Annotated in this window: 27 protein-coding genes; 15 read left to right on the top strand and 12 right to left on the bottom strand. The window is 67.4% G+C overall.

Annotated features, from left to right (window positions below):
• Positions 1–17: 17 nt before the first annotated feature.
• Positions 18–644: a cholesterol catabolism transcriptional regulator KstR gene (gene kstR / locus P5P27_RS15950; protein ID WP_085950754.1), complete on the bottom strand. Its 627-nt coding sequence runs from the start codon at positions 642–644 to the stop codon at positions 18–20.
• A gap of 168 nt (positions 645–812) precedes the next feature.
• Here kstR and P5P27_RS15945 point away from each other — a divergent pair, with 168 nt between their 5' ends.
• From P5P27_RS15945 to P5P27_RS15895, 11 genes are all read left to right on the top strand, one after another.
• Complete coding sequence (locus P5P27_RS15945) at positions 813–2,984, top strand: acyl-CoA dehydrogenase family protein (protein ID WP_278124947.1); 2,172 nt, start codon at positions 813–815, stop codon at positions 2,982–2,984.
• Positions 2,985–3,100: 116 nt separating this feature from the next.
• Positions 3,101–4,192: an acyl-CoA dehydrogenase family protein gene (locus P5P27_RS15940; protein WP_278124945.1), complete on the top strand. Its 1,092-nt coding sequence runs from the start codon at positions 3,101–3,103 to the stop codon at positions 4,190–4,192.
• Positions 4,183–5,349 (top strand): acyl-CoA dehydrogenase family protein, encoded by a 1,167-nt coding sequence (locus P5P27_RS15935; RefSeq protein WP_006897292.1) that lies wholly within the window; start codon positions 4,183–4,185, stop codon positions 5,347–5,349. The genes P5P27_RS15940 and P5P27_RS15935 overlap by 10 nt, the downstream gene beginning before the upstream one ends.
• A gap of 9 nt (positions 5,350–5,358) precedes the next feature.
• On the top strand, positions 5,359–6,393 hold the full coding sequence (locus P5P27_RS15930) for a bifunctional MaoC family dehydratase N-terminal/OB-fold nucleic acid binding domain-containing protein (RefSeq protein ID WP_278124943.1): 1,035 nt from the start codon (positions 5,359–5,361) through the stop codon (positions 6,391–6,393).
• Positions 6,390–6,791, top strand: a complete 402-nt coding sequence (locus P5P27_RS15925; protein ID WP_006897290.1) for a hotdog family protein — start codon at positions 6,390–6,392, stop codon at positions 6,789–6,791. The genes P5P27_RS15930 and P5P27_RS15925 overlap by 4 nt, the downstream gene beginning before the upstream one ends.
• A complete protein-coding gene (locus tag P5P27_RS15920) occupies positions 6,791–7,969 on the top strand; it encodes a lipid-transfer protein (protein WP_006897289.1) in 1,179 nt (392 codons plus the stop codon). Before P5P27_RS15925 ends, P5P27_RS15920 begins: the two co-directional genes overlap by 1 nt.
• A gap of 40 nt (positions 7,970–8,009) precedes the next feature.
• Positions 8,010–9,635 (top strand): AMP-binding protein, encoded by a 1,626-nt coding sequence (locus tag P5P27_RS15915; RefSeq protein WP_006897288.1) that lies wholly within the window; start codon positions 8,010–8,012, stop codon positions 9,633–9,635.
• A gap of 134 nt (positions 9,636–9,769) precedes the next feature.
• A complete protein-coding gene (locus P5P27_RS15910) occupies positions 9,770–10,138 on the top strand; it encodes a DUF732 domain-containing protein (protein ID WP_278124940.1) in 369 nt (122 codons plus the stop codon).
• 35 nt (positions 10,139–10,173) lie between these two features.
• On the top strand, positions 10,174–10,587 hold the full coding sequence (locus P5P27_RS15905) for an elongation factor Tu (protein ID WP_231650061.1): 414 nt from the start codon (positions 10,174–10,176) through the stop codon (positions 10,585–10,587).
• A gap of 572 nt (positions 10,588–11,159) precedes the next feature.
• Positions 11,160–11,855: a hypothetical protein gene (locus tag P5P27_RS15900; protein WP_006897285.1), complete on the top strand. Its 696-nt coding sequence runs from the start codon at positions 11,160–11,162 to the stop codon at positions 11,853–11,855.
• Between the two features lie 135 nt (positions 11,856–11,990).
• Entirely contained in the window at positions 11,991–12,263 is a 273-nt protein-coding gene (locus P5P27_RS15895; protein WP_006897284.1) for a hypothetical protein, read from the top strand.
• Positions 12,264–12,273: 10 nt separating this feature from the next.
• Here P5P27_RS15895 and P5P27_RS15890 read toward each other — a convergent pair whose 3' ends face one another.
• A complete protein-coding gene (locus tag P5P27_RS15890; RefSeq protein ID WP_278124938.1) occupies positions 12,274–13,896 on the bottom strand; it encodes an ABC-F family ATP-binding cassette domain-containing protein in 1,623 nt (540 codons plus the stop codon).
• 161 nt (positions 13,897–14,057) lie between these two features.
• Positions 14,058–14,696: a TetR/AcrR family transcriptional regulator gene (locus P5P27_RS15885; RefSeq protein WP_006897282.1), complete on the bottom strand. Its 639-nt coding sequence runs from the start codon at positions 14,694–14,696 to the stop codon at positions 14,058–14,060.
• A 117-nt stretch (positions 14,697–14,813) separates the two neighbouring features.
• Here P5P27_RS15885 and P5P27_RS15880 point away from each other — a divergent pair, with 117 nt between their 5' ends.
• Both P5P27_RS15880 and P5P27_RS15875 read left to right on the top strand, forming a co-directional pair.
• Entirely contained in the window at positions 14,814–16,142 is a 1,329-nt protein-coding gene (locus P5P27_RS15880; RefSeq protein WP_278124937.1) for a flavin-containing monooxygenase, read from the top strand.
• Positions 16,139–17,281 carry a serine hydrolase domain-containing protein gene (locus P5P27_RS15875; protein WP_278124935.1) on the top strand — a complete coding sequence of 381 codons (1,143 nt, stop codon included), beginning with the start codon at positions 16,139–16,141 and terminating at the stop codon, positions 17,279–17,281. Before P5P27_RS15880 ends, P5P27_RS15875 begins: the two co-directional genes overlap by 4 nt.
• Positions 17,282–17,288: 7 nt before the next feature.
• Here the strand turns inward: P5P27_RS15875 and P5P27_RS15870 are convergent, their stop codons facing one another.
• Positions 17,289–17,741: a MarR family winged helix-turn-helix transcriptional regulator gene (locus P5P27_RS15870; protein WP_278124933.1), complete on the bottom strand. Its 453-nt coding sequence runs from the start codon at positions 17,739–17,741 to the stop codon at positions 17,289–17,291.
• Positions 17,742–17,838: 97 nt separating this feature from the next.
• Here P5P27_RS15870 and P5P27_RS15865 point away from each other — a divergent pair, with 97 nt between their 5' ends.
• Positions 17,839–18,222, top strand: coding sequence for a DUF5313 family protein (locus P5P27_RS15865; protein WP_006897278.1), 384 nt, complete (start codon positions 17,839–17,841; stop codon positions 18,220–18,222).
• Positions 18,223–18,227: 5 nt separating this feature from the next.
• On the opposite strand, the gene P5P27_RS15860 is transcribed toward P5P27_RS15865, so the two are convergent.
• The 3 genes from P5P27_RS15860 to P5P27_RS15850 all read right to left on the bottom strand — a co-directional run bounded on the left by P5P27_RS15860 (position 18,228) and on the right by P5P27_RS15850 (position 21,388).
• On the bottom strand, positions 18,228–18,830 hold the full coding sequence (locus tag P5P27_RS15860) for a hypothetical protein (RefSeq protein ID WP_006897277.1): 603 nt from the start codon (positions 18,828–18,830) through the stop codon (positions 18,228–18,230).
• Positions 18,831–18,930: 100 nt separating this feature from the next.
• Entirely contained in the window at positions 18,931–19,782 is an 852-nt protein-coding gene (locus tag P5P27_RS15855; RefSeq protein ID WP_006897276.1) for an SDR family oxidoreductase, read from the bottom strand.
• A 58-nt stretch (positions 19,783–19,840) separates the two neighbouring features.
• Positions 19,841–21,388 carry an MFS transporter gene (locus P5P27_RS15850; protein ID WP_006897275.1) on the bottom strand — a complete coding sequence of 516 codons (1,548 nt, stop codon included), beginning with the start codon at positions 21,386–21,388 and terminating at the stop codon, positions 19,841–19,843.
• A 118-nt stretch (positions 21,389–21,506) separates the two neighbouring features.
• Between P5P27_RS15850 and P5P27_RS15845 the strand changes: the two genes are divergently transcribed.
• Complete coding sequence (locus P5P27_RS15845; RefSeq protein ID WP_156150444.1) at positions 21,507–21,644, top strand: hypothetical protein; 138 nt, start codon at positions 21,507–21,509, stop codon at positions 21,642–21,644.
• A 39-nt stretch (positions 21,645–21,683) separates the two neighbouring features.
• On the opposite strand, the gene P5P27_RS15840 is transcribed toward P5P27_RS15845, so the two are convergent.
• From P5P27_RS15840 to P5P27_RS15820, 5 genes are all read right to left on the bottom strand, one after another.
• Complete coding sequence (locus P5P27_RS15840) at positions 21,684–22,115, bottom strand: DUF6918 family protein (protein ID WP_006897274.1); 432 nt, start codon at positions 22,113–22,115, stop codon at positions 21,684–21,686.
• A gap of 14 nt (positions 22,116–22,129) precedes the next feature.
• A complete protein-coding gene (locus tag P5P27_RS15835; RefSeq protein ID WP_006897273.1) occupies positions 22,130–22,990 on the bottom strand; it encodes a MaoC/PaaZ C-terminal domain-containing protein in 861 nt (286 codons plus the stop codon).
• A gap of 3 nt (positions 22,991–22,993) precedes the next feature.
• Complete coding sequence (gene kstD, locus P5P27_RS15830) at positions 22,994–24,709, bottom strand: 3-oxosteroid 1-dehydrogenase (protein WP_006897272.1); 1,716 nt, start codon at positions 24,707–24,709, stop codon at positions 22,994–22,996.
• Positions 24,710–24,843: 134 nt separating this feature from the next.
• Positions 24,844–25,701, bottom strand: a complete 858-nt coding sequence (locus tag P5P27_RS15825; RefSeq protein WP_006897271.1) for a class I SAM-dependent methyltransferase — start codon at positions 25,699–25,701, stop codon at positions 24,844–24,846.
• 48 nt (positions 25,702–25,749) lie between these two features.
• A complete protein-coding gene (locus P5P27_RS15820) occupies positions 25,750–26,547 on the bottom strand; it encodes a VOC family protein (RefSeq protein ID WP_278127453.1) in 798 nt (265 codons plus the stop codon).
• Between the last annotated feature and the right edge of the window lie 94 nt (positions 26,548–26,641).

The raw sequence follows: 26,641 nt of genomic DNA, 5'->3' as shown, positions 1-26,641 counted from the left end.
GAGTGTGTGGCGCGGTGTCAGTCGCGGTCGAGTAGCAATCGGACGGTCAGTTCCATCCGGTTGGTGACGTCGGTGGCCGATGCGCGCCGGGTCAGCCACTGCACCAGATTCGACATCCACACGTCCGAGATGACGCGGGCGATCGCGAGATCCTGGGCGGTCGGCTCGGCCGCCGGGTCCGCGTCGTCGATCATCGCGCCTGCGAGCAGTCGGTCGATGATGGTGGCGACTCGGTTGACCTCGCTGGTGGCCGAGGCGTCGGCGAACATGAAGGCCCGCGTCATCGCTTCGGTGAGCAGCGGATCCTTCTGCATCGCGAACGTGATCATGTCGAGGACGAAGCGCAGTCGCTCCACGGCGGTGTCACCCTGCAGGACGCTGCGGTCGGCGCGCGACTCCACCTTCTCGAGTTCGCGAGCGAGTGCGGTCACCAGCAGGTGCACCTTGGACGGGAAATAGCGGTACAGCGTGCCGACGGCCACGTCGGCCTTGTCGGCGACGGCTCGCATCTGGACGGCGTCGTATCCACCCTTCGACGCGAGCGCCAGGGTGGCGTCGAGGATGCGCCTGCGTCGTTCACGCTGTGCGGCGGATCCGACCTCGGCACCGGACAGTTGAGCGGGGGCTGGAGGCGGCGCCGGCATATCGGTCTCGGTCTTCGTCGTTCCCGCGCCAGCCATAGGTTTCCGTCTCCTCCGTTACGTCACGTCCATCGGCCGCCAGTTGGCAGCCGCCCTCCGATGGTGTACACCCAATGGATATTAGAACAGGTTCTAATTGACGTTACCAACAAAATCTCGGAGGAGGTCTCGGTGACAATCGCCACGTCAGCGGACCAAAGGGTTGTAAGTGACAGTATCGCTGCTTGGGCTCAGGCGCGCGATGTTCGCTCCGCGGTGCGGGGCGATCTCGACCACTCGGCGGACTCCTGGCGTCCGCTGTGGACGCAGATCGCGGACCTCGGGCTGTTCGCCGCCGGTGTTCCGGAGAGTGCGGGAGGTGCAGGCGGCAGCGTCGAGGACGTCGCCGTGATGTTCTCCGCCTGCGGTTCGGAGCTGGTTCCCGGTCCGCTTGCGCCGACGATGGCCGCCGGATACGTGCTGGCCACGCAGGGTGCGGAACTCGCCGACGAGGTGATGGCCGGACAGCGCCCGGTGGTGGTGCCCGCCACCGCGGTCGCCGAGTCCGCGGGCTTCGGCGTGGTCGACGGCTCAGTGGACCTCGGTCTGATCCCCGCGTACGTGTCCGACGCACTCGTCGCCGCACCGCTGACATTCGACGGCGGCACCGTGCGGTGGCGCCTCATCGATCCGGCGTCGTGCCGCATGGAGACCGACGCGGTCGCCGGGCCCCTGGACGGCACGGCGGTCCCGGTGCGGGTGCGGGTGTCGGAGCTCTCGGAGGAGGAGACACTCGCGCTGGACGACGGTGAGCGGTTCGTGGCCCTCCTGCACGTCGGCGTGATCGCCTATCAGGCCGGGGTCGCCGCGCACGTCCTGGACCTGGCGGTCGAGTATGCGAAGGTCCGCACCCAATTCGGTGCGGTGATCGGGTCGTTTCAGGCGATCAAGCAGATCTGCGCGGACATGCTCTGCCGGAGCGAGCAGCTCGCCGCCGCCGCATGGGACCTCGCTCGCGCGCTCGACGACGCGCGGACCGGTACCGGTGATCAGGATCGTGACCAGGTGGAACTGAGCAGACTGGCGGCCGCGGTGCTGACCGCGGATCTCTCGCCCGCCAACGCGAAGGACGCCATTCAGGTCCTCGGCGGCATCGGCTTCACCTTCGAGCACGACGCGCACCTGTATCTGCGTTCCGCGCTCGCCGCGCGCACGCAGCTCGCCGCCGGGGAGCCCCAGCGCGCGGCGTTGGCCGAACTCGGCCGTGCCGGCGGCCGCCGAGAGTTCTCGCTCGACCTCGCCGACGCCGAGGCCCGCAGGCCCGCGATCGCGGCCACCGCCGAGGCGATCGCGGCGGTACCGGAGTCGGAGCGACGCGCCGAGCTCGCTCGCACCGGATTCCTCGCCCCGCACTGGCCGGAGCCCTACGGATTGTCGGCCGATCCGGCGTTGCAGCTGCTCATCGACGCGGAGCTCGACCGGGTCGGCGTGGTCCGCCCCGACCTGGTGATCGCCGGATGGGCGCTGCCGACCATCCTGGAGCACGGCACCGACGAGCAGCGCGAGAAGTTCGTCTCGCCCACCCTCGCGGGCGAGATCCGCTGGTGCCAGCTGTTCAGCGAACCCGAGGCGGGCAGCGATCTCGCATCACTGCGCACGCGCGCGGTCCGCACCGACGGCGGCTGGCTGCTGACCGGACAGAAGATCTGGACGTCGGAGGCGCACATGTCGCAGTGGGCGGTGTGCCTGGCGCGGACCGATCCGGACGTGGCCAAGCACAAGGGCATCACGTATTTCCTGGTCGACATGTCGGCACCGGGCATCGACATCCGTCCGCTGCGGGAGCTGACCGGCCGGGCGATGTTCAACGAGGTCTTCCTCGACAACGTTTTCGTGCCCGATTCCATGGTGGTCGGCGACGTCGGCAACGGCTGGCGCCTGGCGCGCACCACCCTCGCCAACGAGCGTGTCGCCATGGGCGGGTCCGGGCTGGGCAAGGAGGTGGATGCGCTGCTCCGGCAACTCGACAGCAGCGGCGTCGAACTGACCGGGGCCCAGACGCTCGAACTGGGCCGGATCATCGCCGACGCCCACATCGGACGGGTGCTCGACGCGCGGTCGGTGGCTCAGCGGCTCAGTGGCACCGACCCGGGCGCCACGTCGAGTGTCCGGAAACTGATCGGTGTGGTGCACCGGCAGTCGGTGCCCGAGTTCGCCACCGATCTGCTGGGGTGCGAGGGGCTGGGCGCCACCGCCGCCACTGACCTGCTGCTGCTGAATCGCTGCCTCTCGATCGCCGGTGGAACCACCCAGATCCTGAAGAACGCAGCGGCTGAACGGATTCTAGGTCTACCCCGCGGCTGAGCGGGAAACGCGTCGACAACGGCACGAAAATCGCAGGGCATCGGCAAGATGTGACACCGGTCTCTGGGTCTCTGATAAACTAGAACAAGTTCTAATACTGCTGGAGGAGGAGCCGGGTGGATTTCACCCTGGAGCCCACCGCTGCTGCGGTCCGCGACGTCGCCGACGAGGTGATGCGCCGACTGCAGCCGGACTGGGAGAGCAAGTTCACCGAAGGAGCCGGCGGCTTCGATGCCGCCGCATGGGAGGCGCTCACCGGAGCCGGAGTGACCGTGCTTCCGCTGCCCGAGTCGCTCGGAGGCGACGGGCTGGCGATCGATTCGCTGGTGCCGCTGCTGACCCGCGCGGGTCACGACGCCGTCGTGGCTCCGCTGATCGGGACCCTGGTCTCCGGACTGGTGCTGGCTCGGTCGTCCTCGGCGGCCGAGCACGCTCGCACCATCGCCGAGGGCGGCTGGCACGCCGTCGCGATCGGCGAACGGGGTCGCGCACTGGGTGAGGCGCCGGCGGTCACGCTCACCGACACCGTCGACGGTGCCCGGCTCGACGGTGTCAAGACCGGCGTGCTCGCGGCCGAAGGCGCATCGGCGCTGCTGGTGGTGGCCGACAGAGGCGTCGCCGTGGTGACGCCCGACGCCGCCGGCGTCGAGATCAGCCGCACCACCGCGTCGTCGGGCTGGGGCGAGTACACGGTCGTGTTCGACGGTGTCGCCGTGCCGCACTCGCACGTCGTCGCCGACGATCCCCGCCCGGCCGTCGACGCGTACCGGGCGCTGTTCGCCGCGTACGTCGACGGACTGGTGGCCGGTGCTGTCAAGCGGACCGCCGAGCACGTCTCGACCCGCCACCAGTTCGGCAAGCCGATCGCCGGATTCCAGGCCGTCGGCCAGCAGTTGGCGGACGTCTACGTGATCTCCCGGACCATGAATCTGGTCGCCACGGCGGCGGCGTGGGACATCGCGAACGGCGTCGATCCCGAGCAGGATCTCGCCACGGCGATGTATTGGATCGCCGCCGAACTGCCGGCCACTCTGCGCACCATGACGCACCTGCACGGCGGCGTCGGCGTGGACGTGACCTACCCGCTGCACCGCTACTTCTCACTGGTCAAGGACGCCGCTCGTCTGGCGGGCGGCGCACACGCCACGCTCGACAAGCTGGCCGACGAGACCGTTCCCGCCGGACAGGAGGCGCTCGCATGTTCGTAGCGTTCACCGACGAGCAGATCGCCTTGCGCGACGAATTGCGCGCCTACTTCGCCGGCCTCATCAGCCCGGACGAGGAGCGCACGATGCGCACCGAGCGGCACGGTCCGAGCTACCGCAACGTCATCTCCCGCATGGGTGCCGACGGCTGGCTCGGTGTCGGGTGGCCGAAGGAGTTCGGCGGCAAGGGCTTCGGCGAGATCGAACAGCAGATCTTCACCAATGAGGCGGTGCGGGCCGACGTTCCGCTGCCGTCGGTGACTCTGCAGACCGTCGGCCCCACCCTGCAGCGTTACGGGACTCAGGAGCAGAAGGACTTCTTCCTGCCGAAGATCCTCGCCGGCGAGGTGCACTTCGCGATCGGCTACACCGAACCCGACGCCGGTACCGACCTCGCCTCGCTGACCACGCGGGCCGTCGTCGATCCGGCCACCGGCGACTACATCGTGAACGGTCAGAAGATCTTCACCACCGGCGGCCACGACGCCGATTACATCTGGCTCGCCTGCCGCACCGATGCCGAGGTGCCGAAGCACAAGGGCATCTCGATCCTCATCGTCGACACGAAGGATCCCGGCTTCACCTGGACGCCGATCATCACCGCCGACGGTGCGCACCATGTCAACGCCACCTACTACAACGACGTCCGCGTGCCCGCGAGCATGCGCGTCGGGGAGGAGGGCGACGGCTGGAAGCTGATCACCACCCAGCTCAATCATGAGCGCGTCATGCTCGGGCCGTCGGGGCGCATCGGCGGGCTGGAGGACCGGCTGCGCGCGTGGGCCCGGTCCGCCCAGTACGAGGGCGCCCCGGTGATCGAGCAGGAACAGGTGCGACGGCTCCTCGCGCAGATCGGCGCATACGAGCGGCTCAACGAGCTGCTGAACTGGCAGGTCGCGTCGAACGGAGAGATCTCCATGGCGGATGCCGCGGCGACGAAGGTCTTCTCCACCGAGCGGCTTCAGACGATCTACCGGCTGATCGACGACGTCGTCGGACGCTTCGGCGACTTCACCGAACCGGTCACGTCGGAGTTCGCCGAATGGCTCGACATGCAGGCGAAGCGCAACGTCGTCATCACCTTCGGCGGCGGTGTCAACGAGGTGATGCGCGACATGATCGGCACGGCCGGCCTCGGCCTGCCGCGGACGAAGCGATAAGGGGGCGGGATGACGATCACCCGAGAGGCGATCACCGGGCAGTCGACGCCTGAGCAGATCCGTGCCGCGGCGGCTGAGATCGCCGCCCGGGGCGCCAGCGCTCCCCGGACCGGCCGGGACCCGATCAACCAGCCGATGGTGAACAACTGGCTGGAGGCGATGGGCAATGAGAACCCCATCTACGTCGACGACACCGCAGCGCGCGCCGCCGGTCATCCCGGCGTGGTGGCGCCCCCGGCGATGGCGCAGGTGTGGACGATGCGCGGGCTGCACGGTGTCCGTACCGACGACGATCCGCTGGGTCTGGCGACTGAACTCTTCGACGCGGCCGGTTACACCTCGGTGGTCGCCACCAACTGCGACACGGTGTACCACCGGTACACCCGTCCGGGTGAGGAGGTGACGATCACCTCGGAACTGACCGAGGTGGTGGGGCCGAAGCAGACCGCACTCGGGGAGGGCTGGTTCTTCACCACGCGCAACACCTGGCGTGTGGGCGAGGAGACCGTCGCCGAGATGGACTTCCGGATCCTCAAGTTCCGTCCCGCCGCACCGGTGTCGGAGACACCGCGGGAGCAGACCGCCGACTTCGCCGGTCTCGATCCGGCCAAGCTCATTCGACCGTCGGCCTCGCGCGACACCCGCTTCTTCTGGGACGGCGTGGCCGCCCACGAACTGCGCATTCAGAAGGTGCAGGACGGCTCGCTTCGGCATCCGCCGATTCCCGCGGTCTGGACCGAACGCGGCGCCGACGGCGAGTACCCCGACACCGCCTACGTGGTCGCGGCCGGGACCGGCACCGTGTACAGCTACGTCGTCCACCACGCGCCGCGGGTCCCGGGACGGGAACTGCCCTTCGTGGTGGCGCTCGTGGAGCTCGACGAGGGCGTCCGCATGCTGGGACAGCTGCGCGGCGTCGATCCGGACGCGGTGCGGATCGGAATGCCCGTCGAGGTGGAGTTCCTCGATTTCCCGGGAGACGACGACTCCGGCGGCGAGCCGTGGTCGCTCTATGCATGGCGAGCGAAGGAGACGGCGAAGTGACCGTGCAGACCATCCAGGTGGGCCAGACGCTGCCCCCGCTGGTGATCGACGCGTCGCCGACATTCGTCGTGGCATCGGCGATCGCCACCCGCGACTATCAGGACGTCCATCACGATCGAGACCTGGCCCAGCAGAAGGGCTCGAAGGACATCTTCGTGAACATCCTGACCGACACGGGTTTGGTGGAGCGCTTCGTGACCGACTGGGCGGGTCCGCGGGCGCGGATCGGCGCCATCGAACTCAAGCTCGGGGTGCCCTGGTACGCCTACGACACGCTCACCTTCACCGGTGAGGTGACGCAGGTGGACGACGTCGCCGTCACTGTCGCGGTGACCGGCACCAATTCTCTTGGCAAGCACGTGATCTCCAAGGTCACCTTCACCCGCGAGGAGGCGTGATGACGGACCGGACGCTCTCCGGCAAGGCCGCGATCGCCGGGATCGGCGCCACCGACTTCTCGAAGAACTCGGGCCGCAGCGAACTCCGGCTGGCCGCGGAGTGCGTGAACGCGGCCCTGGCCGACGCCGGCCTGTGCGCCACCGACGTCGACGGCCTGGTGACCTTCACGATGGACACCAATATGGAGATCGCGGTGGCTCGGGCGACGGGCATCCCCGAACTCAAGTACTTCTCCCGCATCCACTACGGCGGCGGCGCCGCGGCGTCGACGGTGCAGCAGGCGGCGATGGCGGTCGCCACCGGCGTATGCGACGTGGTGGTCGCCTATCGCGCCTTCAACGAGCGGTCGGGCAACCGATTCGGCCAGGTCAACGCGGCTGTCGCCAACCAGGAGAATTCGTCGGGCACCGACAACGCCTTCTCGTACCCGCACGGACTCTCGACGCCCGCGGCGTTCGTCGCGATGGTCGCGCAGCGGTACATGTACGAGTACGGGGCCACGAGCGAGGACTTCGGGCGCATCGCGGTGGTGGACCGCAAGCACGCGGCGACCAATCCGAACGCCTTCTTCTACGGCAAGCCGATCACCCTCGAAGACCATCAGGCCTCGCGCTACATCGCCGAGCCGCTGCATCTGCTCGACTGCTGCCAGGAGTCCGACGGCGGTGTCGCCATCGTCGTCGTGTCGCCCGAGCGAGCGAAGGACCTCAAGCAGAAGCCGGTGACGATCGCCGGTGCCGCATCGGGCAGCGGTACCGACCAGTTCATCATGACCAGCTACTACCGGGACGCGCTGCCCGAGCTGGCGGAGATGGGACTGGTCGGGCGGCAATTGTTCGCGCAGTCCGGACTCACGCCGTCCGACATCGACATGGCGGTGCTGTACGACCACTTCACGCCCTACACGCTCATTCAACTCGAGGAACTGGGTTTCTGCGGACGCGGAGAGGCGAAGGACTTCGTCTCACAGCCCGGTGCACTCGAAGTGGGCGGTGTGCTGCCGCTCAACACACACGGCGGCCAGCTGGGCGAGGCGTACATCCACGGTATGAACGGCATCGCCGAAGGGGTCCGTCAGCTGCGCGGTACCTCCGTCAACCAGGTCGACGGCGCCGAGCACGTCCTCGTCACCGCGGGCACCGGCGTGCCCACCTCGGGCCTGATCCTGTCCGCCTGACCCCGACCCCGTCGGTTCCCTCCCAAGGAGATCAACAAAGATGAAGTTCAACCTCGCAGACGTCTTCGAGACCGTCGTCGACGCTGTTCCCGAGCGCGTGGTCCTCACCTGGGAGGGCCACGACTACACGTACGCCGAGCTCGACAGGCTCGCCAATCAGGTGGCGCATCACTTCGCCGCGCACGGGGTCGGCAAGGACGACAACGTCGCGCTGTTCCTGAAGAACAGCGTCGAGCACGTCACCTCGCTGATCGGCCTCATCAAAGTCCGTGCGGTGCCGGTGAACGTGAACTACCGCTACACCGACTCCGAGCTGGAGTACATCTTCGACAACTCCGACTCGGCCGCCATCGTCGTGGAGCTTCCCGAACATCAGCGCAGCGTCGCGAACCTGATGGCTTCGCTGCCCGAACTGCGTACCGTCTTCGTGATCGGAGAGGCGGTGGACGAGCTGACCGCCGCGGCGGCCGCCCTCGACGGCCGCACCGTCGAGATCGTCGATTTCAACGGCTACATCGCCCGGTCCACCGAGCGCGACTTCGAGAAGCGGACCGGTGAGGAGCTGTACCTGATCTACACGGGCGGCACCACGGGTTATCCGAAGGGCGTCATGTGGCAGCATGACGACTTCTTCCGCAAGCCGATCTCCGGCGGCAACCCCTACGGACCGCCGCGCGCGGATCTCGCGGAGCTGGCCAAGGAGGTCCAGAACTTCCCGTCGCTGTCGTTCCTGATCGCCGCGCCGCTCATGCACGGAGCCGCCTCGTACTCGCTGTTCACGTTCATTTCGCTGGGCGGGCGTCTGATCCTGGAGCGCGACTTCGACGCCGCCAAGATCGTTCGCAACATCGGCAGGGACAAGACGCAGATGATTCTGATCGTCGGCGATGCGATGGGCATGCCCTTGGCCGACGAGATGGAGAAGCAGAAGGACACCGCCGACTTCTCGACCCTGTTCTCGATCACCTCGGGCGGCGCGCTGTGGAGTCAGAGCGTCCGGGAACGGATGCTCGCGGTGAAGCCGGATCTGATGCTGCGTGACAATTTCGGCGCCTCGGAGTCGGGCAACGACGGCGAGATCAAGATGGACGAGAACGGCAACCTCATGGTGCCGCCGACCGACCGGATGATGGTGGTGGACGAGAAGTTCAACAAGATCACCACTCCCAACGAGGTCGGTCACATCGCCCGCATCGGCAACATCCCGATGGGGTACTACAAGGATCCGGAGAAGACCGCGCGGACCTTCCCGACGCTGGCCGACGGCACACGCATCTCGGTGCTCGGCGACATGGGGTACCTGCGCGAGGACGGCAGCATCGTCTTCCTCGGCCGTGGCAGCCAGTGCATCAACACCGGCGGTGAGAAGGTCTACGCCGAAGAGGTCGAAGGCGCTCTGCACGCGCATCCGGCCGTGGCCGACGCCCTCGTGGTGCCTGCACCGGATCCCAAGTACGGCCAGCGCGTCGCCGCAGTCGTGTCGCTGAACGAGGGCTTCGACGAGCCGTCTCTCGAGGAGATCCAGGAGCACTGCCGCCAGACGCTGGCCGGCTACAAGGTTCCGCGCACGGTGGTCTTCGTCGACGAGGTGAAGCGGACGCCGGCCGGCAAGGCCGACTACAAGTGGGCCAAGGCCACCGCCGCTGAAGAAGGCGCGGCCGTCTAGCTCTTTTCGTCGGTCAGCGGACCCTCATGCCTCGTCCTCGATGCGGTGTGAGGGTCCGCTGACGTGAGGCCTGTCGGGCGATACTGTTCAAGACGACCGCTCGATGCACCCACCCACGACCGAACGGACTGTTCATGCGACTTCGATACCTCGTCATCGCCCCGCTGGTCGCGGGCGCGGTCTTCCTCTCCGCGTGCAGCGGCGATGACAGCAGCAACAGCAGTTCCAACGAGTCGACGTCGGAGGCGCGGACCAGCGTCTATCTCCAGGTGGTGAAATCGTCGGGGTCGTCGTACAAGGACGACGACGCGGCCGTCGCGGCAGGCAAGAAGGCGTGTTCGGAACTGGCGTCGGGCAAGTCGATGATGGAGGTCATCGATTCGATGAACACCGAGGCGGGAGGCAAGGGGCAGGCCGCCGCGGTGGTCGGCGCAGCCATTCCCGCGTTCTGCCCGGATCAGAAGGACAAGACTCTGCCGAGTCAGCTGCGACCCAGCAGCTAGTTCCTCGCGGCGTCTCGGATCGTTAGGGTCGGAGGATGCGATTCTTCAACCGGCAGTCGGAGTCTGCGGCAGCCCAAGCGGACGTGGTCGGACCGTTCCAGTTCCGGATCGAGGACATGTTCACCGTCACGGGCAAGGGACGGCTGTTCACCGGGACCGTGGAGTCCGGGACGGTGGTGACCGGTGCGGCGGCCTCGCTGGTGATCGGCGACAGCGTCGTGTTGGTGCAGGTGGCTCGGGTGGAGACTCGGCGTCGCCGTGCGCCGGCCGTTCTGGAGGAGGGGACGGCCGGCGCGATCGGGCTCGACGGACTGCGGATGGATCAGCTTCCCACCAAACCGTACGGCGGTCAGGTGATCGTCGACATCGATGCGCTCAAGGGCGGCGTGATCCGATCGAGGCTGGCCTCGGACGTCCCGCCCGCCGGGGACGTCGCTGACGGTCAGTGAAACCGGGGGGGAGCGTTCGGGGTAGGCGGATCGGCGATCGGACGGCGAACTGTCTTTCATGTCGCCCACATCTACGACTCACAGGTCATCGTTCCCTTCGTAGGGAAGCGCCGCATCCCTACGATCCTCTGATATGTCCGTCTTGACCAGGAGTAGTCGCCCAGGAGGAATTACGCCTGGGTAGAATTGGTAGCCTTGCGTCGATGTGAGCAACTGCGAATCGTCCACGCCTTCGACCAGCCATATGTCGACAGGGCGCGTTTACGCGGGCCACGAGCCATCTCGGTGAGGGCATCGTCTCCATCGATCACTATGGAAGTGAAGGCGTAGTCAACGTTTCGTGAGGATCCACGCGCGATCTGCCGGCCAGATTAATGCACGCCGCGTCGAGAACCTCTGCGCAGCACGCTCGACGTCGGCGCGGTTTCTCCGGCGTCGATAACGTCTCGTTCACCGGCTCCACTCAAGAGGGCAAGGCCGCAGCCAGTAGCCGAGTTCTCGCTCCCAAGCGGACAAGTCCGTACTCGAATCGGACTACGCTCCAAGTAGACAGTTGCCGAGGGGAGTAGCCAATGGCTTCTGAGTGGGCTCGAGATGAAGTGATTCACGATACCGAAGTGGCTGAATGGGTTGACTCGCTGCTCTTTCAGCCATACTCGGGCACTGTCGGATCACTTGTCCCCGGCGGATACGAGAGGTATCTTCGTGTGTTGCACCCAGCGGAAAGGGTCGTCAACGGTGCTCTGATCGGGAACTATCGATGGTCCGACGTTGCGCGAGTCAATGGCAAGGTAGCTCATGCCGAGATGCAATGGTCAAAGATCTCGCAGGGTGAATTCGAACCCCGCGGGGGATGGTGGAATGAAGGCCCTCATCGAATTAACTCTCTTCGGCCGATGGTGACCGACGAGATCGCACATCATCTGGGGCGCGGACTGAACACCCGTTGTGTATTTGCCTTCTGGGAAGGAAATACGGCGTTTCAAGAGATTTCGTCGATGTGTCCGACCGTCCGGATCGGTGCATTCAACTACTACCTCACCATGGGGGATGTGGGCCGTGCGTCAGAGGTACTTGAAGGGATCCGTCCGAACATGTGGTGGGCCGTCGACCAAAGTTGGTTCGTATGCTCGAACGTCGAGCTGGACTCGACGTATATCGGCGCAGATTCGGCTCGTGCTGAGGAGATTGTTCTCAGCCGTTCTCTTGAGTCCTGGCCCACCCTGCGAAGCCATCGAATCACGATAGACGGCGATCGGTTCAACTGAATGCACCAACGACGGGCTGATTACCCGCGGCATACCTGGTTCGCTCGTACCCGAGGTCCCGGGATCGCTTGGGCATGGCTGTTTGCACTCTTGCTGGCTACTCTTACCGCTGTATTCGCGGCAGCAGAGCCCCTGATGCAAGTCACCGACTGTGAGGTATGGAACGCGAGCGATCCCGATTGCAAGGGAAGCGTTCTCGATTTCTACGGCGGCTACTTCCTTGTCAGGGCCTCTGTGCCGCCATTGGCATGCGTGTTGGCGCTGGGGATCCGAACGCCCGCGTTCTCCGTCATCGCCTGCCTCGTCATCGGGTCCAGCATTCTCATTGCTTCATTCATGCTCTACTTCCTCCCAGTCCTTCTCGTCGTCGCGTGCCTCGCCGGGTATCAGGTGGTCGTGTCTCATTGAGGATCGAGTCTCACTCCGGCAGATCGTCCCGCTGCCTCAGGGTCCCGTCCCCGGGCAGTTCCACGACGGTGTCGAGGCCGAGCCTGTTCAGGAACGGGTAGTCGTGGCTGACGACGATCAGGGCACCGCGGTAAGCATTGAGAGCGTCGGCGAGCTGGTCGACGCTCGTCGTGTCCAGATTGTTGGTCGGCTCGTCGAGAACGAGCACCTGGTGCGGAGGATCGGCGAAGAGCAGCTTCGCCAAGCAGACGCGGAACCGTTCGCCGCCCGAGAGCGTCGACACCGGCCGGTCGACGGTGTCGCCACGCAGGAGGAGCCGCGCAAGGTGATTCCGGATCTGGCCGGTGGCGGTGCCGGGTACGGCGGCTTGGAGGTTCGCGAGTGCCCCGGCACTCTCGTCGAGACCGTCGAGCCGCTGGGGGAGGACGCCGACACGGTCGGTGAACAGGCGTCCGCCGGGGCGGCCGGCAGTGGGTTCGGCGCCGCTGATCATGTGCCCGAGCAGCGTCGACTTGCCCGACCCATTCGGTCCGACGATGGCCAGGCGTTCGGGTCCCTGGACGAACACCGACCGCTCGCCGGCGGTGAGTTCGGCGATGCGCCTGCTTCGCGGAACCGCCGGGTCGGGGAGGTCGAGACTGATGCGGTAGTCGTCGCGAACCCGGGCGTCGGCCGCGTCGAGTGCGGCCTGCGCGACCCGGACCTTCTGGTCGAGTACCGAGCGCATGGCACCGGCCGATCCCTGCGCGCTGTCGGCGAGCATGCCCGCGACGATCCTCGGGACGCCGCCGTCGCGCTGGGCCTTCTTCGCCGTCCGCTCACGCCTGGCCAGCTTGGTCTCAGCCTCCGCCCGCTGCCGCTTCTCCGTCTTCAACACCTGTTGCGCCGCTCGCGCGGCCTGTACGGCGGCAGCCTGCTCCTGGTCCGCGTGAGCCTTCCACGCACTGTAGGGACCGCCGAAGGTCTCCAGCGCGCCATCGTGCAGTTCGGCGGTCGCATCCATGTGTTCGAGGAGTTCGAGGTCATGGCTCACCACGATCAGTGCACCCGGCCAGTCGTCGATCATCTCAGCGAGGCGAGCGCGCGTCGGGCGGTCGAGGTTGTTCGTGGGCTCATCGAGCAGAGTGATGGCCGTGCGGTGCATCCGCAGACCGGCCACCGCTATCAGCATCGCCTCCCCGCCGGACAGTTCCGCGACCGAACGGTCGACGTCGGCGGCGGAGAATCCGAGACGATCGAGCGATTCGGCCGCGCGCGCTTCGACGTCCCAGTCATCACCGATCGTCTCGAAGTGGCGCGCATCCGCGTCGCCGGACTCGATCGCTCGCAGCGCTTCGAGTACGTCGGCGATGCCGAGGAGTTCGGCGACGGTGGAGTCGCCGGTCAGCGTGACGGTCTGCGGCAGATAGCCGACGTCGCCGGCGGTCTCGATCCGGCCGGACGACGGCGTGAGCCTCCCGGCGATGAGCCGGAGCAGGGTGGATTTGCCGGAGCCGTTGCGGCCGACGAGACCGGTGCGGCCGGCGCCGAACGAGCCGTCGACGCCCGACAGCGCGACGCTGCCGTCGGGCCAGGAGAACGAGAGCGAGACGATCGTGACGGACGATTCAGGCGTGGTGGATGTGTGAGGCATGGTGGAGCTCGATTCACGAGAGTCGCCGCGCGAGGTGATGCGCCGGCGAGGCGGATGAGGACACACTGGTGCCGGAGAACCGGCTTCAGGCCCTGTCGACCTCGATCTCGCAATCCACGACGGTGAGGCTACTCGTGTCGGGTGCTCGGCGCATCCGAGATTCAGCGGGTGCCGGGAGGCTGGAGCGCCGGGTACCAGATGTCGGTGAGGACGTCGGCGGCTCGGTCCGGCGCGAACTCGATGGTTCGCTGGACGGTGGAGCGTGTGAAGTACCGCTCCAGCTGGGTCACGAGCAGTTCGATGCGGAAGCGGGCCTCCTCCCGGCGGTCGTCCGGCCACCGCGACAGGTAGTCGGGCATCGCATCGGTCAACGCGGTGATCGACGCGCGGCCCACGCTCCGGAACTCGGGATCGGCGGAGAGGGCCTCGTCCCAGGCCGGGAGGATGTCGCGATTGGCGTCGAACCACTCGAGGGCCCGTTCGATCCACGCGGTGAACGCCGCTCGTGAACCGTCGCGGAGGACGGCGTCCAGGTCGCCGTACACCGACGCTGCGCGCTGCTGCATGGTCTCGGCGCTGATCCTCGCCAGGATGTCCGTCTTGTTGGTGAAGTGCAGGTAGAACGTGGCACGACTGCATCCGACCGCTCGCGTGATGTCGTCGACGGTCACGTCGGCGTAGCCGTTCTCGGTGAACAGACCGCGCGCGGCCTCGAGCAGGGCCAGCCGGGTTCGGCGTTTCTGTTCGTCCCGCAGATTGGGCCGCTGCGCCCCGACCGTGTCCTCCCGCATGAAGACCATGATGCTCGCCGCTCATCTCGATTGACAATGTGACCACTGACTAGACACGTGTCAGTGAGATCCCTACCGTGGGTCTGTGACGGTCGACACGTACGGCCGCTGACGAGAGGACAGAGCATGACACGCGATCGCGTCGCCATCATCGGCGCCGGCTGCTCCGGCTTCACCACGGCCAAGCGACTCAAGGACGAAGGCATCGAGTACGACTGTTTCGAGATGTCGGACGACGTCGGAGGCAACTGGTACTACGACAACCCGAACGGAATGTCGGCCTGCTACCAGTCGCTCCACATCGACACGTCCACCAGCCGGCTGGAGTTCGACGACTACCCGGCGCCGCGCGACTGGCCGCATTTTCCGCACCACACGCTGATGCACCGGTACTTCCGCGACTACGTCGACCACTTCGGGCTGCGCGAGACCATCACGTTCAACACGGCGGTGGAGAAGGCCGACCGTGAACCGGGAGGCGGCTGGACGCTGACCCTGAGCACCGGGGAGCGCCGCGAGTACGGTGCCCTGGTGGTCGCCAACGGTCACCACTGGAATCCGTTCGTCCCGGAGTACCCCGGCAGCTTCGACGGGCAGATCATCCACAGCCACGACTACCGCAGCCCGTTCGCTCCGATCGACATGCACGGTCAGCGCGTGATGGTGGTCGGGATGGGCAACTCGGCGCTCGACATCGCCTCCGAACTCTCCAACCGCTCCGTCGCCGAACACGTCTGGGTCTCGGCGCGGCGTGGCGTATGGGTGCTGTCGAAGTACCGCGGCGGCAAGCCCGCCGACAAGATGATGATGCCGCCGTGGATGCCGAAGAAGCTGGGTCTGGCGATCGCGCGACGGTCGATCAAGAAGTCGATCGGCAGGATGCAGGACTACGGTCTGCCCGAGCCCGATCACGAACCGCTGTCGGCGCACCCCTCGGTGAGCATCGACTTCCTGGCCAAGTCCGGTTCCGGTGACCTGACCTGCGTACCTGCGATCGAGCGTCTCGACGGTGACGCCGTGATCCTGACCGACGGCCGCCGGGTGACGGTCGACGTGATCGTGATGGCGACCGGCTATCGCATGGCGTTCCCGTTCTTCGACGATCCCGCGCTGATGCCCGATGCGCAGCATCGTTTCCCGTTGTTCAAGCGGATCGTTCATCCGGACGTCGACGATCTGTACTACGCCGGCCTGGCGCAGTCGTCTCCCACGATCGTCAATCTGGCCGAGCAGCAGAGCAAACTGATCGCCGATCATCTTCTGGGCCGGTACGTGCTGCCGTCCCGCGCCGAGATGCGGAAGGCGATCGTCGAAGACGAGCGTCGTCACCTGGGGCAGTACTACAACGCGCCGCGCCACACGATTCAGGTCGATTTCGCGCGGTACAAAGTGGATCTGCTGGCCGAACTCGCGGCCGGGCGAGAACGCGCCAAGCGCCCGGTGGCCGCACGATGACGGTCTCGGGAACGTGCGTGTCCGCGTTCGAGCCGGTGCGGGATCTGTTCGCCGCCAAGCTCGAGTCGGGCGAAGAGGTGGGTGCCTGCCTCGCTGTGGTCTCCGGTGACGACATGGTCGTGGATCTCTGGGGCGGCACGGCCGACGTGCCCTCGGGACGTGTGTGGGAACGCGACACCCTCGCGAACACGTATTCGCTGACCAAGACGATGACGGCGCTCGCGGTCCTGCTGCTCGCCGATCGCGGGGAGGTGGATCTCGATGCGCCGGTCGCCCGCTACTGGCCGGAGTTCGGGGCGGCGGGCAAGCAGAACGTCCTGGTCCGGCAGGTGCTGGGACATACGAGCGGCGTCGCAGGCTGGGATGCGAACATCAGCCTGAGCGACATCTACTCGCACGAGGAGGCGGCGGCGCTGCTGGCCGCGCAGGAGCCCTGGTGGACGCCCGGCGCGGGTTCGGGCTACCACGTGCTCACCTTCGGGACCCTGCTCGGGGAGGTGGTCCGGCGTGTCACCGGCTCGAGCCTCGGACGGTTCTTCGCCGAGGAACTCGCCGGTCCGCTCGGCGCCGACTACCGCATCGGAGTGACGGACGAGGCGCCGGAGCGGTTCGCCTCGATGGTCGCTCCGTCATCCGCGGCGGCGGACTACTCGTCGATTCCGCCCGACAGCCTGATCCGCCGAACGCTCCTGAACCCGGCGTTCGCGCCGTCGATCGTCACCGACCCCGATTTCCTCGCGGCCGAGATCGGAGCGGCGAACGGCCAGGGGAACGCCCGGTCGGTGGCTCGGCTCGCGTCGCTCGTCTCCGGAGGCGGTGCCGTCGGCGGGCGAGCGGCGCTGTCGCGCACCACTCTCGAGCGGATCTTCGACGTCCAGGCGGACGGCGTCGACAGAGTCCTCGGTGTACCGGTGCGTTTCGGTCTCGGCTGGGCGCTTCCGGGTGCGGTGATGCCAGGCGTCCCGGAGGGACGGGTCTGCTGGTGGACCGGGTTCGGCGGTTCGGTGGTGGTCGCCGATCTCGACCGCGACCTCGCCGTGGCCTACGTGATGAACAAGATGTCGCCGGAACTCGTCGGCGCTGCGAAGCCCAACGAGTATCTGGCGGCGGTGTACGACTGCGTCGGTCGCGGTCGGTGATCTCCGGTCAGCCGGCTTCGGCGGCCACCGCAGCCGCGTTCACCTTGGTCAGAACGGCGTGGAGTTCGCCGAGCAGTTCCAGGTCTCCGCCCAGGGCGTCGACCACCTGCGGCGGGATGTCGAGTGCCTGCTCGCGCAGTGCCACACCGGCCTCGGTGAGATGGATCTCCACCTTGCGTTCGTCGTCGTCGCTGCGTCGTCGTTCGATGACGCCGTCGGCTTCGAGGCGCTTGAGCAGCGGGGACAGAGTCGCCGAGTCGAGCTGCAGTAACCGGCCGATCTCGTTGACCGGCAGCGGTGCGTGCTGCCACAGCGCCAGCATCACCAGGTACTGGGGGTGGGTGAGGCCGAGCGGTTCCAGCAGCCGTCGATACACCCGGAGCACCGATCGGTTGGCGAGGGCGAGCGCGAAGCAGACCTGCCGTTCCAGCAGGAGGGGATTACCGGGGATGTGGGCCATGACACGAGTCTACGACTATTTCATAGGGCGCTATTGAATCGCGTGATAGATAGTGCAATATTGAGTAGTGCACGATCTAAAGACGGAGGTTTTCAGGATGAGCGGTCGCCCGAATCCGATTCAATGGGTTGTCTACGCCTACGGGGGCACGCTCCCCGAGTCGAAGCGCGAGTGGGTGCGCAACGATCTCACCGGCCGGACCGCGACCCTCCGTCACCTGATCCGTTCGCAGTTCTGCTTTCTGCCGCTCTACCTCGTCATGTTCTTCGCGTTCGGCGGCGAGATGTGGATCCGCGGCCTGATGGTTTTGCTGGCGGTGCTGCTCGCGCTGATCTTCTCCGCGTCGTACATGGATCAGAACCGGGTTCTCCGCATGCGTAAGCACGGGCTCGGCAACTCACCGCTGACCCAGCGACAGCAGGCGCGAGCCGATCGGGAGAAGGAGCGCTACGAGGCCGTCTACGCCGACCGCCGTGGCTGATCCGCTCAGGACGTGGTCAGCACGCCGTTCGCGACGGTGAACCAGCCGTCCGGTGAGGTGCACGTGATCGCGTCGCCGGGCAGCGCGGTGCACGAGAGGTCGCCGAAGGTCAGCCGGTGTCCGGCCGTCAGCGCGGGGGCCGGGGTCGGCCCGCCTTCGGTGATCGTCGGTTCGGTTCCCTGCGCGGTCAACGTGATCGCGTTCGGTGGCCCGTCGAATGCGCCGATGCGGATACTCGGCGCGTCCTCGGGGTAAGGGGCGGCGCAGGTGATGCGCTGCGGCAGGCGGGACCCCGCCGGCTGCAGTACGCATTCGCGAAGGGGATCTCGCGCATAGCTCCATCGGTAGCTTCCCGGTTGCCCGGAAACGGCGTAGGGGGCCGTGTCGACGGTGGTGGCCGACGAGGTGGTCTCGCCGGTGAGCGGGATCGACGTGACGATGACGGTGGAGGTGCGCGCCGGCGGCGGTGCGATGGCCGAGATGCCGCTCAGCGAACTGGTCGGTGCGGACTCGTCGCCCGGTGTGCATGACGACAGCGCCGCTGCCGTCAGGAGTGCCAGTGCGGTGATCGTGAACGCTCGCGCGTCGGCCGTGAAGGTGCACTTCATCCGTGCCCCCTGAAGGTCGGTGCCCCTGCGATGCCCGTCAGATTACCCGCAGGAGCAGGTCGATTCGGACGATCCTCTCCGTCATGTCATCGGCCGGACGTCACTCGCCGTCCGTGAGCGGCTTCTCGTACGCCGACCGCACCGAGGATCCCGTCACCGCGGCGACCTGGTTCGGCACCGTGGCACGCAGGGCGCGGTCGCGCACCGATTGCGGCAGAACGCCGGAGATCGCGACCAGGGCTCCGACGGTCCGCGGCACCCATACCTGGAAGCGCCTGGTCTCGATCGCCGACACCACCGCGGCCGCGACGTCGTCCGGACTCAGCCGCTTCACCGATCCCGAGGAGGTCCCGGCCGCCAACTCGGTGTCGACCACGGTCGGCATCACCGCGGTGATCGCGACGCCGGTGCCGCGCAGTTCCTCCCGTACGCCGGTGAGGTAGCCGAGAACCCCGTGTTTGGTTGCGGCATAAGAGGATTCGCCCGGCGGAGCGAGACGCGACGCCGCTGAAGCCACCGTGACGATGTGGCCGCGTCCGCGGTGCCGCATCTCCGGCGCGGCCAGGCGCACACCGCGGATCACTCCCAGCAGGTTCACCGCCACCATCCGCTCGGCGGCGATCGCGGGTTCGGTGTCGAAGGGGCCGACCCACATCACGCCCGCGTTGTTGACGAGCACGTCGATCGGACCGAGGTCGGCTGCCGCATCGGCCAGGAAGGCGGCGAACGAGTCGTCGTCGGTGACGTCCAGGCGGTAGCCGCGGGCGGTTCCGCCGAGTCTGTCCGCCGCACGGTGAGCCGCGTCGGCGTCGAGGTCGCCGATCGCCACGCGAGCGCCGAGGGCCGTCAACCGGTCGGCGATCGCGAAGCCGATACCCCGCGCGGCGCCGGTGATCGCCACGGTGGTGCCTGCGATCTGAACGGGTCGGTGCCGGCGGAACGAGAAGCGCATGAGTCCAGTCTGCCCCTCGGCGACCGTCGAAGCGAGAGGCCCCGGCGGACGGAGGTGCTCAGTCGTCGAGGCGGGGTTCGGGTGCGAGGACCGCGCGAGGAGCGAACCAGCCGAGGAAGGCCGCGCCCGCGAGCAGGATCGAACCGAGCACCAGACAGGCGGACTGCAGCGGAGGCAGGAACGCCGCATACGCGCCCTCGGTGATCTTCTCGGCGAGCGAAGACGCCTGCGGTGGCAGGTGACCGGCCACCTCCACGGCACCCGCCAGCGAGCCGCGCACCCCGTCGGCGGCGCGTTCGGCGGCGTCCGGGTCGATCGTCGCCAGCTGGTCGTGGACGTCCTGCGCGGTGCCGGTGATGCGTCTGTCGTACCCGGCCGCCAGGATGCTGCCCGCCAGGGCGATACCGATCGCCGCACCGAGTTCGCGGGCGGTGTCGTTGACAGCCGATCCGACGCCTTGGTTCTCCAACGGGGTATTGGACATGATCGCGGTGGTGGACGGGGCCGTCGCCAGCCCGATACCGACAGCGCACACGCCGAGCATCACGCCCAGCTTCCAGTACACGTCGGCGTCGACGATCCCGAGCGCGAGTACGCCGGCCGCGGCGATCGCGATGCCGGTGGCGAGAACCGCACGCAGCGAGTAGCGGACCGCCACGAGGTTCCCGATCATGGCGAAGACGCCGACGCCGACCACCATCGGGAACAGCGCGACCGCCGACTTGAGTGCCGAGTAGCCGAACACCAGCTGCAACTGCAGGAGCAGCAGATAGAAGACGCCGAAGGAGGCGAGGAACTGCAGCGCCACCGACAGGGAACCGGCGGCGAAAGCGCGGTTGCGAAACAGGTTCACGTCGAGCAGAGGCGAGGATCTGCGCAGTTCGATCACGATGAACGCGGCGATCATCGCCGCGCCACCGATCAGGCAGATCAGGATGAGCGGGTTCGTCCATCCCCGATGCGGCGCCTCGAGCAGGCCGTAGACGACGGCGGCGATCGCGGTCATCGACGTCAGCGAGCCGATGTAGTCGAACCGTCCCGGGGCGTCGTCCTTCGAACTGCCGATCGTGACGGTGAGCAGGAGGGTGGCCGCCGACGACGCCGCGAACGTGATGAAGACCGAATGCCATCCGAAGAAGTTGAGCAGAACCCCGGTGACGAAGAAGCCCATTATCGCGCCGGCCCCGGCCACGCCGGCCCAGATGCTGATCGCGAGCGCGCGCTTCTCACGCGGGACACCGGCCGTGATGAGCGACAGTGTGGCCGGCATGATCATCGCGGCGCCGACGCCGGCGACCACGCGGGTGAGGATGAGCTGGGTGGGGGTGTCCACCCAGACCGCGGCCAGTGAGCCGATTCCGAAGACCACCAGACCGATCATCAGAACCGGCTTGCGTCCGATCCGGTCGCCGATCGCACCCGCGGGCAGCAGCAGCGCGGCCAGTACCAAGGTGTAGCCGTCGATGATCCACGTCATCTGCGCGGTGGTGGCGCCGGTGGCGCGGGCGATGTCGGGCAGCGCGGTGTTGAGCGCGGCCATCGCCGCCACCACCAGGCTCACCGCGAGACAGGCGACGAGGATCAGCCACGCCGTCGCGAAGGTCATCGAATCGTTGCTGGTTCTTTGCCCGACACGCACAGTCTGTTCATCGCCTTCTTTTGTAACTTGTGACACATTGGTCACACGGACAACAGATCACGATCTCGAGGGAGAGTTGATCACCATGGCTTCCAACCAGCTGACGTCCGGCGTCACCGAGATCCGGCAGGGCCGAATCCACATCTGGCGTCTGCTCGCGATGGTCGCGGTTCTCGCCGCGATCCTCACCGTCCTGCTCCTGATAGTCGCAAGCGCGGCTTGATCGTCTTCACGATCAAGCCGCGCTCGCGTCGTCACTGAACTAGCCCGCGTACTTCTCGACGACCGCGCCCACCGGGTCCAGAGCGTCGATGACGTGGCCCTTGGCCTTGCCGCGGACGCTCTTGTACGCCTTCGCGAGGACCGACGGGGCGCTCTGCGCCTGTCCGTCGGTGACGGCGAGCAGCGCCTCGGCGGCCTGGTCGCCGTTGGCTGCCAGGTGAGCGCCGAAGGGCGTGCCCGCGGGCCTCGAATCCCACAGCGGCGAGAGCGCGGTCATGAAGTCGGGCAGCATCTTGTTCGTCGCCACCTGGACCACGCCCGGCTTGAACTTCTGAGCCGCGGAGTACGCGGTCTTGATCGCCGCGCCCGACAGGCCGGACTGCTTCTTCACCTCCGCGTCGATGACGTCGGCGAAGTCGGAAGCCATGGCTTCGCGGTTGGCGTCGAGCAGGGGCAGGAGCGAGGCGGTCATGCAGAGCCTTTCGGTCAGGATTCGAGGAACACGACGTTGCTCAGGGCCGGTGCGTCGTCGCGGTCGACGACGGTGGTGGCCACGAGCAGTCGGTCGCCATCTTCCCAGGCGCGGACTCGGAGCGTCTCGCCGGGGAACACAACTCCGGCGAAGCTCACACCGTAATCGGCCACGGCCGAGACGTCGCCGCCGAAGACCTCGTCGACCACGGCCCGGCAGACGCTGCCGTACGTGCACAGCCCGTGCAGGATCGGCCGCGGGAAGCCGGCCTCGGACGCGAATTCCGGATCGCTGTGCAGGGGGTTTCGATCACCGCACAGTCGGTAGAGGAGCGCCTGGTTCGGCTGGGTCGGCACCAGGATCTCGCGGTCGGCGGCGCGGTCGGGGAGATCCACCCGGGTCGACGAGCCGCGCTCGCCGCCGAATCCGCCCTCGCCCTTGGCGAAGATCGACGATCGTGCCGTCCAGAGCGGCTCGCCGTTCTCGTCGCGAGTGACCGATTCCTGGATGACGACCGCGGCCGAGCCCTTGTCCTGCACCTCGGCGATGCGCGTGCGGGTGGTCGCGGTGCCGGTCGCGGGCAGCGGCCGGTGCACCCGCACCTGCTGGGCGCCATGAACCACCTTCGACAGGTCGATGTCCACTCCGGGGAACGACACCTTCGGTGCCTCGGTGGCGTTGAACGTCGCCGCGACGGTGGCGAACGACGGCAGTACCTTCGGCTCCGAGTCGTGGACGTACTGCAGACCCGCGGTGTCCAACGGGTCGTGGGCCCCGCCCACGGCGAGGTTGTAGAGCGCCACTTCGCGCGGCGTCCACGAGAACGTCACTTCACCGAGGTCGGCGCCGGCGGCGACTGAGGGATCGATGGGCATGAATCAGGCTCCTGCGTGCGAGACGGTGGCGTTCTTGGCCTTCTCGACGGCGTCGAGCGCGGCGAGATATCCGAACACCATGGCCGGGCCGATCGTGGCGCCGGGACCGGCGTAGGTATGGCCCATCACCGGCGCGCTGGTGTTGCCCGCGGCGTAGAGGCCTTCGATCACGCTGCCGTCGGCTCGCAGTGCGCGTCCCGCGGTGTCGGTGTTGACGCCGCCCTTGGTGCCCAGATCGCCCGGAACCATCTTCACGGCGTAGAAGGGCGCCTTGTCGACGACGCCGAGGCTCGGGTTGGGCTTGTTGGTGATGTCGCCGTAGTAGTGGTCGTAGGCGCTGTCGCCGCGGTGGAAGTCCTCGTCCTTGCCGCTGCGGGCGAATCCGTTGAAGCGCTCGGTGGTGGCCTGCAGCTTGTCCGCGGGCAGGCCGGTCTTCTCGGCGAGCTCGGCGATGGTCGTGGCCTTCACGACGACGCCCGACTTGAGCCAGCTCTTCGGCAGCGGCTGTCGTGCGGTGACGCCTGCGAACAGGTATCGGTTGCGGCAGCGCTGATCGAAGATGAGCCAGCCGGGCACGTTCTCGCCTGGGCCGTCGCCCTGGCCGAACTGGCCGCCGTACATCTGGTGGACGGCCTCGACGTAGGGGAGCGATTCGTTCATGAAGCGCTCGCCCCGGGTGTTCACGATGAAGGTGCCCGGCACCGAGCGTTCCGAGAGCGCGAACCACGGACCCTTGGGCAGCGGAATGGTGGGTCCCCACCAGGCGTCGTCCATCAGGGAGACGTCGGCGCCGACCGCGAGCGCGGCGTTGATGCCGTCGCCGGTGTTGGTCGGTGCACCGGTGGTCCACTCGCTGCCGATCGGCGCGCGCTGGTACTTCGCGCGCATCTCGGCGTTGTGCTCGAAGCCGCCGCTGCCGAGGATCACACCGTAACGGGCACGCAGTTCGGTGGCGGCGCCGTCACCCGTCCCTACCTTGACTCCGACCACGGCGCCGTTGTCGGTCACCAGATCGGTCAACGGAGTGTTGAGCCGGATGTCGACGCCCGCCTGCCGGCAACCGAGCAGCAGCTCCGCGGCCAGGGCGGCTCCCATGGCGATCATCTTCTTGCCGCGGCTGCGGGCCCAGAAGAAGCGTGCACCGACCTTCGCCATTCGGACGGGGCCGCGCCAGTGCCGGAATCCGGTGTTGAGCCAGCGGTAATCGGACTGCAGGACGACCATGTTCAGCGGTGCCTTGGTGTACTGGGGATGCAGCGTCGCGAGATCGTCGCCGAGGCGTCGGGCGTCGAACGGCTTGGGCTCCACCGAACGTCCCATCGCACGACCGCCGGGGGCCTCGGGGTAGTAGTCCGAGTATCCCTTGACCCACTCGAGTTCCAGTGGTGCATGGGCGATCAGATAGTCGAGAGCCTCCGGTCCGCGGTCGATGTAGGTGTCGATCCGCTCGGCGGGAGCGTGCTCGCCGATGATGGCGTGGGCGTACTTGCGTGCTTCCTCGGGGGTGTCCTCGACGCCGTCTCGGCGCAGGATCGAGTTGTTCGGAATCCAGACGCCACCACCGGACCGCGACGTGGATCCGCCCCAGTACGGCGACTTCTCGATGAGGACGGTCTTGAGGCCTTTGCTGGCCGCGGTCAGCGCGGCCGCGAGACCGGCGCCGCCGGCACCGACCACGATGACGTCGAACGTCTCCGGCTCGCCGGCTTCGGTGTTCATGGCTTCGGTGGTCATTTCCTGCCCTTCGTCTGCATGCTGCGCTCATCGCGCCAAAGTAGAACGTGTTGCAGAACAGCCTAAACTAGAACACGTTCGCACTGAAAGGGCGGCTCGAGACTGACGGTGGCCGTGACTCAGGCGGCGGCCGTCACCAGCCAGCAGTGATTCGGGTGCTTCACCGCACCGTCGACGAGGTTGGCGCGCAGATCGGCCCGGACGCGGTCGAGGAGTTCGGCCCAGCCCGCCTCGCCGAGCGTGCCGCGGACTCGGTCGGAGACGAGTTGTCCGCTGCTGGTGGCGAGGATGACGGCGAGACGTTCTTCGACCCCGTCCGTGCGACCGCCCGCGCCGTCGGGAGTCGAGTAGTCGCTCTCGAATGTGAAGGGGTCGATGGAGATCTCCGACCAACCGGAACCGTCGAGAATCGATCGGAGGTAGTCGCGGTCGGCGAAGGCCAGCGGGCCCGGTGTGCCCGGCGCCGGACGTTCCGGCGGCTCGTCGAGCGCGGAGACGAGTGTCTTGGTGCCGAGACTGAAGATCCGGTTGCTTGAGCCCTCCTGCCAGCAGATGAACGCGAGTCGACCGTCCGGCACCGCCGCTCGGCGGATGTTCTCGAACGCTTCGACCGGACGGTCGAAGAACATCACGCCGAATCGCGACACGATGCGGTCGAAGCCGCGGTCGCCGATGAGCCCGCGCAGATCCGCGGTCTGCGCGTCGGCGACCACAGCCCGTGCGCCGGGAACCCGACGGTTCGCTGCGTCGACCATCGCGGGCGAGATGTCGACGCCGACGGCATCCGTGCCTGCGGCGACCGCCGCCTCCAGGAGCGTGCCTCCGCCGCATCCCACATCGAGAACGGAGCCGGTCAGGTCGGCGGCTTCCACGAGCGCTCGGGTGGCCGGAGCGAAGATCGCATCGAAGATCGCGTCCTGTTCAGCCCACGCCGCCCCGTGCTGAGTCCAGTCGGGTCGCAGAGAGTCCTTCGCCATGTCTGGGACGCTATCGGCGGCGACACTCGGTCCGCAACGGATCGTGAGTCACATCCCGGGGGGCGGGGTCGCGACGCAGATGGCTGCGCCCATCGGGTCCTTGAACGAGGCGAGGACGCCGTACGGCGTGTCATCGGCGGGCATCAGGATCTCGCCGCCCAGCCTCCCGACAGCGGCGAGCGTGGCGGGGACGTCGTCGACGGTGATGTACACCTGCCAGAACGACGGGTGCCCGTCGCCGAGCATCCCGGCCGCGTCCATGATCCCGGCGGTGCCTTCGCGGCCGTCGCCGCCGGTCACCATCACCTGCGCGTAGCGGCCCGGCCCGTCTGAGCCGCCGCCGATCTCCTCCAGTTCCCAGTCGAATACCCGCGGGTAGAACGCCGATGACGCGGCGTAGTCCATCGACATCTCGTCGAACCAGTACGGTGTGCCGGGCTCGCCGCGCCGCACGAAGCCGGGGTGCGTTCCGGGCTGCCAGACGCCGAACGCCCCGCCCGCCGGATCGAGATACACGGCCATGGTCCCCATGTCGCCGACCGGCATCGGCGGCACGACCACGCTGCCGCCCGCCGCGGTCACCGAGTCGGTGGTGGCACTCGCGTCGTCGCTGCGGAAGTACACCGACCAGACATTCGTGGGCCCGTTGTCGGAGCCGCTCATGGGCATCAGGCCGGCGACGCGCGACCCGCCGGCGGTGAAGTTGCGGTAGCCGCCGAAATCGGCGGACGGTTCCTCGGTCGACCAGCCGAACAGCGTGCCGTAGAAGTCGGAGGCGCGGTCGACGTCGCTGGTCATCAAGTCGAACCAGATCGGGGCGCCGGGCGCGGCGGAATAGGAGGGCATGACGGTCTCGCTTTCGTTCGCGGTGGCTGTCGCTGAAATGGACGTCACCTGTAGATCCTTCTCCATCGCCGCTTCGGTGTCCACGGTCACGCTG

It is taken from the genome of Gordonia sihwensis, from assembly GCF_029632925.1.
Lineage (GTDB): Bacteria > Actinomycetota > Actinomycetes > Mycobacteriales > Mycobacteriaceae > Gordonia > Gordonia sihwensis.
Note: the sequence above shows the minus strand (reverse complement) of the source record. Positions and strands in the feature narration are given on the sequence as shown.

Bases quoted from the DNA above. Each gene is read 5' to 3' on its own strand.
- P5P27_RS15920 (WP_006897289.1), top strand. From the start codon at position 6,791: ATGACGGACCGGACGCTCTCCGGCAAGGCCGCGATCGCCGGGATCGGC.
- P5P27_RS15850 (WP_006897275.1), bottom strand. From the start codon at position 21,388: ATGACCTTCGCGACGGCGTGGCTGATCCTCGTCGCCTGTCTCGCGGTG.
- P5P27_RS15870 (WP_278124933.1), bottom strand. From the start codon at position 17,741: ATGGCCCACATCCCCGGTAATCCCCTCCTGCTGGAACGGCAGGTCTGC.
- P5P27_RS15825 (WP_006897271.1), bottom strand. From the start codon at position 25,701: ATGGCGAAGGACTCTCTGCGACCCGACTGGACTCAGCACGGGGCGGCG.
- P5P27_RS15865 (WP_006897278.1), top strand. From the start codon at position 17,839: ATGAGCGGTCGCCCGAATCCGATTCAATGGGTTGTCTACGCCTACGGG.
- P5P27_RS15895 (WP_006897284.1), top strand. From the start codon at position 11,991: ATGCAAGTCACCGACTGTGAGGTATGGAACGCGAGCGATCCCGATTGC.
- P5P27_RS15860 (WP_006897277.1), bottom strand. From the start codon at position 18,830: ATGAAGTGCACCTTCACGGCCGACGCGCGAGCGTTCACGATCACCGCA.
- P5P27_RS15880 (WP_278124937.1), top strand. From the start codon at position 14,814: ATGACACGCGATCGCGTCGCCATCATCGGCGCCGGCTGCTCCGGCTTC.
- P5P27_RS15935 (WP_006897292.1), top strand. From the start codon at position 4,183: ATGTTCGTAGCGTTCACCGACGAGCAGATCGCCTTGCGCGACGAATTG.
- P5P27_RS15875 (WP_278124935.1), top strand. From the start codon at position 16,139: ATGACGGTCTCGGGAACGTGCGTGTCCGCGTTCGAGCCGGTGCGGGAT.
- P5P27_RS15890 (WP_278124938.1), bottom strand. From the start codon at position 13,896: ATGCCTCACACATCCACCACGCCTGAATCGTCCGTCACGATCGTCTCG.
- P5P27_RS15835 (WP_006897273.1), bottom strand. From the start codon at position 22,990: ATGCCCATCGATCCCTCAGTCGCCGCCGGCGCCGACCTCGGTGAAGTG.
- P5P27_RS15840 (WP_006897274.1), bottom strand. From the start codon at position 22,115: ATGACCGCCTCGCTCCTGCCCCTGCTCGACGCCAACCGCGAAGCCATG.
- P5P27_RS15900 (WP_006897285.1), top strand. From the start codon at position 11,160: ATGGCTTCTGAGTGGGCTCGAGATGAAGTGATTCACGATACCGAAGTG.
- P5P27_RS15905 (WP_231650061.1), top strand. From the start codon at position 10,174: ATGCGATTCTTCAACCGGCAGTCGGAGTCTGCGGCAGCCCAAGCGGAC.
- P5P27_RS15910 (WP_278124940.1), top strand. From the start codon at position 9,770: ATGCGACTTCGATACCTCGTCATCGCCCCGCTGGTCGCGGGCGCGGTC.
- P5P27_RS15820 (WP_278127453.1), bottom strand. From the start codon at position 26,547: ATGCCCTCCTATTCCGCCGCGCCCGGCGCCCCGATCTGGTTCGACTTG.
- P5P27_RS15845 (WP_156150444.1), top strand. From the start codon at position 21,507: ATGGCTTCCAACCAGCTGACGTCCGGCGTCACCGAGATCCGGCAGGGC.
- P5P27_RS15930 (WP_278124943.1), top strand. From the start codon at position 5,359: ATGACGATCACCCGAGAGGCGATCACCGGGCAGTCGACGCCTGAGCAG.
- P5P27_RS15915 (WP_006897288.1), top strand. From the start codon at position 8,010: ATGAAGTTCAACCTCGCAGACGTCTTCGAGACCGTCGTCGACGCTGTT.
- kstR (WP_085950754.1), bottom strand. From the start codon at position 644: ATGCCGGCGCCGCCTCCAGCCCCCGCTCAACTGTCCGGTGCCGAGGTC.
- P5P27_RS15855 (WP_006897276.1), bottom strand. From the start codon at position 19,782: ATGCGCTTCTCGTTCCGCCGGCACCGACCCGTTCAGATCGCAGGCACC.
- kstD (WP_006897272.1), bottom strand. From the start codon at position 24,709: ATGAACACCGAAGCCGGCGAGCCGGAGACGTTCGACGTCATCGTGGTC.
- P5P27_RS15885 (WP_006897282.1), bottom strand. From the start codon at position 14,696: ATGGTCTTCATGCGGGAGGACACGGTCGGGGCGCAGCGGCCCAATCTG.